Raw genomic sequence first — 10215 nt, 5'->3', positions numbered from 1 at the left:
CACCTTGGACGAAATTCTCTCCGAGGCCGGCAGCGAATTCGCCATGCTCGAGTCGATGGGCATCGACAGCAAGACGCTCGTGAAGTCGTACCTCGACGGCTTTGACTACACCATCGATTCGGTCGAAGTCGACGGCGACTCCGCAAAGGCAACCCTTACCGCAACCTGCAAATCGTTCACCGACGCAAGCGCGAAGGCTGAAGAGCTCGCTGAAGCCTGGACCGAGCAGGTGACCGACGAGCAGATGGCGAGCATGACCCAAGACGACATTACCGCAAAAATCGGCGAAATCACCATGCAGGCCATCGACGAGACGCAAGCCATCGATATGCCCCTCGTGCTTACGTTCACCAAAAACGACAACGAGTGGACCCCCGACGCCGACGTGCTCGGATCGTTGCTGAATCTTTTCGAATAGGACCAGCGCCAATCGATAACACATTTCGGGCAGCTTTCGGGCTGCCCGTTCTTTTTGCTTTATTGCTCCCTTTTCGGCTTCTTTGCGCTACTATATTAGAACACTTGTTCGTTATTCATCGGCGAAAGGAATCTGGCGCCTTGCAAAATCGGAGCGGCAAAACGTATGTATGCATCGACTTGAAAAGCTTCTACGCCTCGGTCGAATGCGCCGAGCGGGGGCTCGACCCCGATAAGGCGCTGCTCGTCGTAGCCGATCCCGCACGCTCCGAGAAAACCATCTGCCTTGCCATATCGCCCGCTATGAAGGAGCTCGGCGTGCGCAACCGATGCCGCGTTTTCGAGATTCCCGAGGGAATCAAATATTTCAAGGCGAAGCCGCGCATGCGACTCTACATGGAGCGCTCCGCCCAAATTTACGGCATCTATTTGCGGCATGTATCCCCCGCCGACATCTACCCCTATTCAATCGACGAGTGCTTCATCGACGCAACGCCCTACTTAGCGCTCGAAAAGAAAACCGCGCGCGAATGGGCAGCCGAGCTCATAGAGGCTGTGAAGGCGGAAACAGGCATAACGGCCACGGCGGGCATTGGGGAAAACCTCTTCCTGGCAAAGGTTGCGCTCGACGTGCTCGCAAAGAAGAGTCCCGATTTCATTGGGGAACTCACCGAGACGTCATTTCGCGAAACCATGTGGCACCACGAGCCCATCACCGATGTTTGGAACATCGGCCCCGGCATTGCGGCGAGGCTCGCCAAACACGGCGCGCGCACGCTTTATGACGTAACGCAGCTGCCAGAAGATGTGCTCTATCGCGAATTCGGAGTAAACGCCGAATTCCTCATCGATCACGCCTGGGGCCAAGAGCCTTGTACCATCGAGGAAATCAAGGCATGGAAGCCCGTTGGAAAGTCCATAGCCAACGGGCAGGTGCTCGAACACGACTACTCGTTCGAAGACGCCCGCACCGTGCTGCGAGAGATGGTTGAATCGAGCGTGCTCGACATGATTGAAAAGGGCTTAGCGGCACGGCGCGTGTCGCTGCATGTGGGCTACGCGAAGGCTCATGGCGCCACCGCAACCGGGGGCTTCGCCCATCTCCAAACCCAAGCCGAACTGAAACACGCTTACGACAATGCGAGATTCAACGAGGTCCAAAGTCATCGGCCGCATCGCAATGCGGACGACGAAACGCGCGTTTTTGTCGGCGGGCACGGCGCACGAATCGTTGGGCCCGGCGCACGCAACAGCGGCTACCACGAAGCCACAGGTGGAGCGTGCACGCTCGATGCGCCCACGAACTCATTCCACCTCCTGTTCGGCGCCGCGGCGCAGCTCTTCGACGGCCACGTCGATCCCGAACGCCCAATACGACGCATTATGTTGGGTTTTTCTGAAATCGTCGAAGCGGAAGGCTGTCAAATGAGCCTTTTTTCCGCACCCGAAGAAGAACAGCGCAAACGGGATATACAAAAAGCCATGCTTGCCGTGCAATCGAGGTTCGGCAAGAACTCCGTGCTCTTCGGCACGAGCTTTAAAAAGAACGCGACGATGCGCAAGCGAAACATGCAAATTGGGGGTCACAATGCCGGCTGAATGGGATACCTATCTTGAACGCATGGGCGCCGAAGAAGCGAATGCGCCATACGAGCACAAGGCGCGCGCCTATCCCGAGCGGGCGCGCCAATTCATGCCATTTTCGGCATTGAGGGGCTACGAGGAAATGCTCACCGAAGTAGAGCGAAACGCCATCGCGGAAGAAAAACGCTTCACGGAAGCGTACCGCGACGACGCTCCATAATAGAAGGCTCGTCCACCCCTCCCCGAAGACGGCCAACAAAAAAGAGGCCGAAAGAAATTTCGGTCTCTTTTCGTTTCAAGCGAAAGGGTTTTACGCGTTCAGCTTCTTGGCAAGCAGCTGGTTGATAACCTTCGGATTGCCCTGGCCGCGCATTTCCTTCATGCACTGGCCCACGAAGAAGCCGATGAGCTTTGTGTTGCCCTCTTTGTAACGAGCAACCTCATCGGGGTTCGCGGCAATCACGGCATCGACAACAGCCTCGATGGCGCTCGTGTCGCTTACCTGTTTCATGCCACGTTCGTCAACGATGGCCGAGGGATCTTTGTCTTCATCGATCACGGCAGCGAAAACTTCCTTGCCCTGCTTCGAGGAAATTGCATCGGTCGCAATAAGCTCAACGAGCTCAATTGCGCGCGCGGGCGTAAGCGGACATTCTGCCAAGTTGAACGACTCGTCGGCGTTCATGCGCGCCGTGATGTCGTTAATCGCGAGGTTCGCGAGCGGCTTAGCCAGCTTGGAAGCCTTATCGCCGGCAAGCTCCATGCCCCTCTCGAAGAAGTTCGAGGTGGCGCGGTGCTCAACCAAATGACGCGCGTCGTAGGCCGAAAGGCCGAAGCATTCCTGGTAGCGCGCGGCCTTCTGGTCGGGCAGTTCGGGAAGCTTGGCGCGAACGCCGTCGATCCACTCGTCGGTCAAATCGTACGGAGCAAGGTCAGCCTCGGGGAACAGGCGGTAGTCATCAGCGGTTTCCTTCACGCGCATCACGATGGTACGCTTCGCCGACGGATCCCAATGGCGCGTTTCCTGGTAGATTTGACCACCCTCTTCAAGCACCTGGGCCTGACGGCAAATCTCATAAGCCAAGCCGTCATGCAAATTCTTGAACGAGTTCATATTCTTGAGCTCGGTCTTCACGCCCAAGCCCGTAGAACCGCGGCGGCGCAGCGATACATTGCCGTCGCAACGCATGGAACCTTCCTCCATGGAGCAGTCGGAAATGCCAATAGCCAAATAGATTTGGCGAAGCTTCTGCATAAACAGGCGGGCCTCTTCAGGCGTGCGCAAATCAGGCTCGGTCACAAGCTCGATGAGCGGCGTACCCGCGCGGTTGTAGTCGACGAGCGAGTGCGTAGCACCAGCGATACGGCCTTCGTCGCCGCCGATATGCACCATCTTGCCCGCGTCCTCTTCCATATGGATGCGCGTGATGCCCACGTGCGCCACATAGCCGTCTTCGGTCGCGGTGACGTTGCCCTGGCTTTCACCTGGCTTCAAGCCGTCAAGGTCGATGCGCTCTTTTGCGCCGGCGCCGTCGACCTCAAGGTCGAGGTGGCCGCGCATGCAGAACGCCACGGGGCCCTGCGTGGTCTGAAAGTTTTTCGCCATATCGGGATACATATAGTTCTTGCGATAGAACATAGAATGCTTCTCGATATCGCAATTGGTGGCCAAGCCGGCGAGCACGATGCTCTCGATGGCGGCCTTGTTGGGCACGGGAAGCGCGCCAGGCAGGCCCAAGCAAATGGGGCACGTGTGCGTGTTGGGGTCGGCGCCGAATTCGAGCTTGCAACCGCAGAACATCTTCGTGTTCAGCGTAGTAAGCTCGGCATGAATTTCCAAGCCGATGACGGCTTCCCAATCCTGCAAAACCTCTTCGAGCTTCTTCATTACCGAATCGCCCCCATTCCGCGTTCTGCACCCAGCGCCTGCGCTCCGCTTCGCGGTGCTCGGCGTTCAACAGCCCACTGGGCTGTTGAATCCTGCAAAACCTCTTCGAGCTTCTTCATGCTATTCACCGGCCTTTCCAGCAGCAAAATCGGGCGCGATGGGAGCTGCGCCATACACGGCCTCGAGCGCCGCCGCAGCGCGGAACATGTTCTCGTCTTTGAACTGTGGCGCGATAAGCTGCACGCCCACAGGCAGGCCCGTATCGCTGCCCAGGCCGCACGGCACGTTCATGCCGCCGTTGCCTGCGATATTAATCGACACCGTGAAAATGTCAGACAGGTGCATCTCGACCGGATCGCCGATTTCGCCGAACTTGAATGCGGTACGCGGGCTCGTGGGGGCGAGAATGACGTCGCATTTCTCGTATGCAGCCTGGTAGTCCTGCGTAATAAGCGTGCGCACCTGCTGAGCCGGATAATAGTACTTCTCGTACACGCCGCTCGAAAGCAGGTAGCTGCCCAGCATAATGCGGCGCTTGGCCTCCATGCCAAAGCCGGCAGCGCGGCTTGCCTCGTATTGGCTGCCAAGGTCTTTGTGGCCTTCGGCGCAATAGCCATAGCGAACCGAGTCGAAGCGCGCCAAATTCGAGAACGCCTCGCACGGGCCCAGCACGTAATATGCGGAAATGGCCGCATCGGCATGAGGAAGCTCGACTTCCACGATTTCGGCGCCCGCCTCGCGAAGCGCCTCGGTGGCTTCAGAAACGCGAGCCTTCACCTCGTCGGTAAGGCCGGGCGCATTCATGAATCCGGACACAACGCCAATGCGCATACCTTCGACGCCCTGCTCGCACGCGGCGCGGAAATCGGCCTTCACATACTGCGAGGTGCAGTCCATGGGATCGTGGCCGCAAATGGCGTCCATCGCGGCGGCGGCATCGCGCACGCTGCGCGCGAACGGGCCGACCTGGTCAAGCGAGCTGCCGAACGCAACCACGCCATAACGCGAAACCATGCCATAGGTCGGCTTCACGCCAACAATGCCGCAGAACGCTGCAGGCTGGCGAATTGATCCACCCGTGTCGGAACCGAGCGTGACGCACGCAAGACCAGCCGCGACCGATGCCGCGGAGCCGCCGGAGCTGCCGCCCGGGACGCGCTCAAGATCCCACGGGTTTTTGGTGGGGCCGAACGCGGAGGTCTCGGTGGAGCTGCCGAATGCGAATTCGTCCATGTTGAGCTTGCCCAGCGGAATGCCGCCTGCTTCAATAGTTTTGGCAACGCACGTCGCGGTATAAGGCGAGACATAGTTTTCAAGCATGAGGGATGAACACGTGGTGTGCGTGCCCTCGTAGTTCATGTTGTCTTTGAACGCCACAGGTACGCCAGCGAGCGGACCTATTTCGTCAAAGGTACCGTTTGCGAGCGCCTCATCGATTTTCGCGGCCTGCTCGAAGGCAGCACCTTTCGTGAGTTCCAAGAATGCATGCACTTCGCCATCGAGTTCCTCGATGCGCTTGAAGCTTGCCTCAGCGACTTCACGCGCCGTGAAATCACCTGCCAGAAGACCGGCACGAATGTCGGCCACGTTCATATTCGCGTTATACGCCATCACTGATCGCCTCCGCCCAAAATAGCCGGGATAAGGAAGCTACCGTCTTGCTGCTTAGGAGCATTGGAGAGCGCCTGCTCCTGCGTGAAACCAGGTACTTCCACGTCTTCGCGCATCACGTTGGAAAGGCCTCCGATGGGATGGAACGTAGGATCCACGCTCTCGAGGTCGAATTCGGTGATGGGCTTAAGCGTTTCGATGATGCTGTTCAAATCAACCGTCATCTGAGCGAGCTCTTCATCGGTGAGCCCGATGCGCGCATACGTGGCAATGTCACGCACGTCGCGTTCTGTGAGTTGCTGAGTCATGCGACTTCTCTTTCCTTCTCGATTCGCTTTTCCACAGGCGACCTGCCAGCAGTTTCTCAAAGCGAACTGCATGAGAACATAACGTTCGTATGATAGCAAACCCGCAGGCAACTACGCACGAGCCAACCAGATGCCCAGTAAAGTTCAACAGACCGAAATACGCAGGACGCGTATACCTAATGAAGCGGCCTGTTTTCCGGTCACTCAAATCCCGTCGGATGGCCGCTCGGCGGGTGCTTGCCTCGGCCTTCTCGTAGGCCGTCGGCGTTCAAACTTGCTTTTAATCTTTACACGAAACGCCGCCAGGCGGGCGCATAGTGAGCGAAGCGAACGATAGCCCGCCGTGGCCAGCGAGAAGGCCGAGGCAAGCACCCGCCCGAGAGTGACTCAATCATCTCCTACTCCCCCGCCTCGAATTTCGCAATGGCATCGAGGAACGCTTCACCATAGCGCTCAAGCTTGCGCGAGCCCACGCCGTTGACCTCGAGGAAATCGAGCGCGTCCTTCGGACGGCGCGCGCACATATCGCGCAGCGCTCGGTCGGAAAACACCATGTAAGGCGCGATATTTCCCGCATCGGCGAGCTGCTTGCGCAAAGCGCGCAGCTCTTCAAACAGCGCATCGTCGCCCACGCTCGTCGCGCCCACGCCAAACGTCGCGGAAGAAGCGGACGAAGACGCCACTTTCCCTTTCTTGGGAAGCGTCGACTTCTTCATCTGCTTGATCGAGAACGTAAAGTCTTCCATGAAAGCCTCATGCGAGCGCTCACCAAGCCCGACGGTCGGGAACTTCCCTTCGCTCACCTGCAGAAAGCCCTCTGACGCAAGCAGCTCGATGACTTCTTTGACCTGAGAGATCGAATCGCTCACTGTATCGTAGGAATCGAGCGTTTCGAAATTTCCTTCGAACACGCGCTGCGATTTGGAACCGCGCACAATGTCGGCCACAAGGGTCTTGCCAAACGCGCCGCCCAATTCGCGCACGCATTTCACGCAGGCGCGAGCTGTATCGGTCACGTCGATCGATTCGAATTCCCCTAGGCAATTCGAACAGTTCCCGCACTCAGTCGAACCATTCCCAAACGGCGTTTGGTCGCCGAAATAATTGAGGATATAGCGGCGCAAGCAGCCTGTCGTGTGGCAATAGCCCACCATAGCCTCGAGCATGCGGCGCTGCGCGGCTCGCGCGATTTCAGCCTCCTCAGGCTGCTGAGTGGCGTATTCGCTGTCGCCCTCGATAAAGAAGCGGCAGGTAGACACGTCGCCATCGCACCACAGAAGAAGGCACTCGCTCGGCTCGCCGTCGCGTCCCGCGCGGCCCGCCTCCTGGTAATACGCTTCAAGGCTTTTCGGCATGTTGTAATGCACGACCCAGCGCACGTTCGACTTGTCGATTCCCATGCCAAAAGCGTTCGTCGCAACCATGATGGGAGCATCGTCATTGATGAACCGTTCTTGGGCATCGTCGCGTTCGGCCTTATTCATGCCGGCATGGTAGCGAGCCACAGGCAGCCCTTCGGCGGCAAGCCAGCCCGAAAGGCCGTCGACATCTTTGCGCGTCGAGCAATACACGATGCCCGAATCGCCCGAATGCGCCGCAATGAACTGGGCAATTCGCGTGCGCTTTTGCTTCGGATTGAGCTTTTCGACGCCGAACTTCAAATTCGCGCGATCATATCCCGTAACGACGCATTCGGGGTTTCGCAGTCCAAGCAAAGCGGAAACATCGCGACGCACTTTATCGGTCGCCGTGGCAGTAAGCGCGATGACGGGCGGTCGCTTCGGCAGGCTTTCGATAAAATCGGCAATGCCGGTATAGGCAGGACGGAAATCTTGGCCCCATTGCGACACGCAATGGGCCTCGTCAACGGCGATAAGGGGAATTTCTACGCGGCTCGCAAACTCTCGAAACAGCGGATCGGCCAAGCGTTCAGGCGCCACGTACATGATTTTATACGTGCCCGCCTCGGCGCGCGCAAGCACGGTGCGCTGCTGGCCAGGCGTCAAGGTCGAATTCAAAAACGATCCGCGCACACCTGCATCGATAAGGGCGTTCACCTGGTCTTTCATGAGGGAAACGAGCGGCGATACCACCAGCGCGAGCCCCGGCAGAACAATCCCCGGAATCTGATAGCACAACGACTTGCCAGCACCCGTGGGCATAATGCCAAGCGCGTCGCGGCCGGAAAGCACGGCGCCAATGAGCACCTCTTGGCCTTGGCGAAACGCTTCGTAGCCAAAATACGTTGAAAGAGCCTCTCGAGCAGCATCCATTGAAGGCGTGCACGGCGTCATGTTCGCCGCCGAAAGCCCCTGAATATTCGCCATCGATTCACCCTTTCCAAAACGCCCACGACAAAAAGATGGGCAACGCACGCAACGCGCGCATCGCCCATCTTCGAAACAGAATAGAAGCCCCTCGGGCACATCTGCCTGTTACACGTTGAACTTGAAGTGCATGACGTCGCCGTCCTGCACCACGTACTCCTTGCCTTCCTGGCGAAGCTTGCCGGCGTCGCGGCAGCCCTTTTCTCCACCGAGAGACACATAATCTTCGAAGCTCGCGGTTTCAGCCTTAATGAAGCCGCGCTCGAAGTCGGAGTGAATGACGCCCGCAGCCTGCGGCGCTTTCGCGCCCACGGGAATGGTCCAAGCGCGTGTTTCGGTTTCGCCGCTCGTGAAGTAGCTCTGCAGGCCAAGCAGGGCGTAGGCGCTGCGAATAAGGCGAGCGAGGCCGCTTTCGGAAAGACCTAGCTCCTCCATGAACATCTTGGCGTCTTCGGGATCGAGCTCAGCCAAATCGGCTTCCGTCTTAGCGCAAATAGGCACGGGAATCTGGCCATCGATTTCGGGGAGCTCGGCGTTGAGCTGGCCCTCATCGACGTTGGCGATGTAGAGCATGGGCTTGCACGTGAGCAGACACAGGTCTTTGATAGCAGCGAGCTCTTCATCGCTCAGCCCCAGCGTGAGCACGCGATGGCCCTCGTTCAGACCCGCGAGCACCTTCTTGGCGGTCTCGAACTTGAGCATGAGCGACTTATCGCGCTTCGCTTCCTTTTCAAGGCGAGGCAGCGCCTTATCGACCGTGGCGATGTCGGCCAGCACGAGCTCGGTCTTAATGGTTTCGACGTCGCTTTGCGGGTCGACCTTCTTGGAAACGTGCTCGACGTTGGGGTCGCTGAAGAAACGAACGACCTCGCAAATCGCATCGGTCTCGCGAATGTTGGCCAAGAACTTGTTGCCCAGGCCCTCGCCCTGGCTTGCACCGGCAACCAGGCCAGCAATGTCAACGAATTCGACTGTTGCCGGCACGATTTTAGCCGGATGGTCGATTTTCGCGAGTTCATCCAAACGATAATCGGGAACGGGAACCATGCCCGTATTGGGCTCAATGGTGGCAAACGGATAGTTCGCGGCGAACCCGGTTTTCTTGGTAAGGGCGGTGAAAAGCGAAGACTTGCCAACGTTGGGCAGGCCAACAATACCGATAGAAAGCGACATGCGCATCCCCTTCATACTTACTTGCGGCGATAAAACTCATCAATGATAGCAAAACGCCGCGCAACCTGCGTCGTTTTCGACAATTCCCCATTCGATATCGGCATACAGCGCCCGAACCATTCAAATATCGCAATAAGATTCGGCGCTTATGAAAGCGATGCTCCTGCAGAGTCCACCCTCAAGAAAACAAAAAAGAGGCCCGCTCGCCGCGCACCAATCGCCAGATAAGCGAACGGAAACGAAGCAAGCAGGCCCCTTAAGCGAGCGGAAAGCTGATCGGCTACATGCTGAACAGACCCATGGTCTGAGCGACATACGCGATCAGAATAACCACGAGCATCACAGGCGCGATGTATTTAATAACGACCGACCACACATTGGCCAGACGGAAACGAGCCGACACGCGCACCTCGTCGATGAGCGTTTGGGGCTTGATAATCCAGCCCACGAAAACGCAGGTAAGAAGCGCAGCGATAGGCATCATCACCGAGTTGGAGATGAAGTCGAGCAAATCGAGAATGCTCGAGCCCTCGCCCATCGGCTGAATGAACGACAGCGAGCTGTAGCCCAGGTTCACGAGCACGCCCATGAGCGTCACGTACACGATAGTCACGATAAGCGAGCGCTTGCGAGACCAGCCAGCGCCGTCGGAAATAATAGACGTGCAGGTTTCAACGAGCGAAAGCGAGCTCGTAAGAGCCGCGAACAAAACGAGCACGAAGAACACGACACCGATGATAGTCGCTGCGCCGCCAAGGTTTTCGAACACCTGAGGCAGAATGATGAACATAAGCGACGGGCCGGAGTTCTGAGCCACAGCATCGCCCGAACCAAGCGCGGCAAACGTAGCGGGAACGATCATGAGACCCGCGAGCAGTGAAACGCCGAATGTGGTGCCCGCGATTTG

The 10215-nt window shown here is 57.9% G+C and carries 8 protein-coding genes and 1 pseudogene; 3 read left to right on the top strand and 6 right to left on the bottom strand.

The window, feature by feature from the left end; genetic code table 11:
* The 3 genes from ACWI8T_RS06205 to ACWI8T_RS06195 form a co-directional block, all read left to right on the top strand.
* A partial coding sequence (locus ACWI8T_RS06205; RefSeq protein WP_449138316.1) for a hypothetical protein occupies window positions 1–418 on the top strand: 418 nt, incomplete at its 5' end.
* A gap of 140 nt (window positions 419–558) precedes the next feature.
* Window positions 559–2016, top strand: coding sequence for a Y-family DNA polymerase (locus ACWI8T_RS06200; protein WP_449138315.1), 1458 nt, complete (start codon window positions 559–561; stop codon window positions 2014–2016).
* Window positions 2017–2038: 22 nt separating this feature from the next.
* Window positions 2039–2221, top strand: a complete 183-nt coding sequence (locus ACWI8T_RS06195) for a hypothetical protein (protein WP_303050932.1) — start codon at window positions 2039–2041, stop codon at window positions 2219–2221.
* 90 nt (window positions 2222–2311) lie between these two features.
* Here ACWI8T_RS06195 and gatB read toward each other — a convergent pair whose 3' ends face one another.
* The 6 genes and pseudogenes from gatB to ACWI8T_RS06165 form a co-directional block, all read right to left on the bottom strand.
* A complete protein-coding gene (gatB, locus tag ACWI8T_RS06190) occupies window positions 2312–3889 on the bottom strand; it encodes an Asp-tRNA(Asn)/Glu-tRNA(Gln) amidotransferase subunit GatB (protein ID WP_302853443.1) in 1578 nt (525 codons plus the stop codon).
* 120 nt (window positions 3890–4009) lie between these two features.
* Window positions 4010–5500: an Asp-tRNA(Asn)/Glu-tRNA(Gln) amidotransferase subunit GatA gene (gatA, locus tag ACWI8T_RS06185; RefSeq protein ID WP_449138314.1), complete on the bottom strand. Its 1491-nt coding sequence runs from the start codon at window positions 5498–5500 to the stop codon at window positions 4010–4012.
* Complete coding sequence (gene gatC, locus ACWI8T_RS06180; RefSeq protein WP_123219186.1) at window positions 5500–5808, bottom strand: Asp-tRNA(Asn)/Glu-tRNA(Gln) amidotransferase subunit GatC; 309 nt, start codon at window positions 5806–5808, stop codon at window positions 5500–5502. Before gatC ends, gatA begins: the two co-directional genes overlap by 1 nt.
* A gap of 398 nt (window positions 5809–6206) precedes the next feature.
* Window positions 6207–8135: a DNA helicase RecQ gene (gene recQ, locus ACWI8T_RS06175; RefSeq protein ID WP_449138313.1), complete on the bottom strand. Its 1929-nt coding sequence runs from the start codon at window positions 8133–8135 to the stop codon at window positions 6207–6209.
* Between the two features lie 108 nt (window positions 8136–8243).
* Window positions 8244–9308: a redox-regulated ATPase YchF gene (gene ychF / locus ACWI8T_RS06170; RefSeq protein ID WP_449138312.1), complete on the bottom strand. Its 1065-nt coding sequence runs from the start codon at window positions 9306–9308 to the stop codon at window positions 8244–8246.
* Between the two features lie 280 nt (window positions 9309–9588).
* A pseudogene (locus ACWI8T_RS06165) lies at window positions 9589–10215 on the bottom strand (sodium-dependent transporter); the annotation flags it as partial.

Source organism: Slackia sp. (assembly GCF_977041755.1).
Note: the sequence above shows the minus strand (reverse complement) of the source record. Positions and strands in the feature narration are given on the sequence as shown.

Excerpts from the sequence above, each read along its gene's own strand:
- gatB (WP_302853443.1), bottom strand. The coding sequence starts at position 3,889 with ATGAAGAAGCTCGAAGAGGTTTTGCAGGATTGGGAAGCCGTCATCGGC.
- recQ (WP_449138313.1), bottom strand. The coding sequence starts at position 8,135 with ATGGCGAATATTCAGGGGCTTTCGGCGGCGAACATGACGCCGTGCACG.
- ACWI8T_RS06195 (WP_303050932.1), top strand. The coding sequence starts at position 2,039 with ATGGGCGCCGAAGAAGCGAATGCGCCATACGAGCACAAGGCGCGCGCC.
- gatC (WP_123219186.1), bottom strand. The coding sequence starts at position 5,808 with ATGACTCAGCAACTCACAGAACGCGACGTGCGTGACATTGCCACGTAT.
- gatA (WP_449138314.1), bottom strand. The coding sequence starts at position 5,500 with ATGGCGTATAACGCGAATATGAACGTGGCCGACATTCGTGCCGGTCTT.
- ychF (WP_449138312.1), bottom strand. The coding sequence starts at position 9,308 with ATGTCGCTTTCTATCGGTATTGTTGGCCTGCCCAACGTTGGCAAGTCT.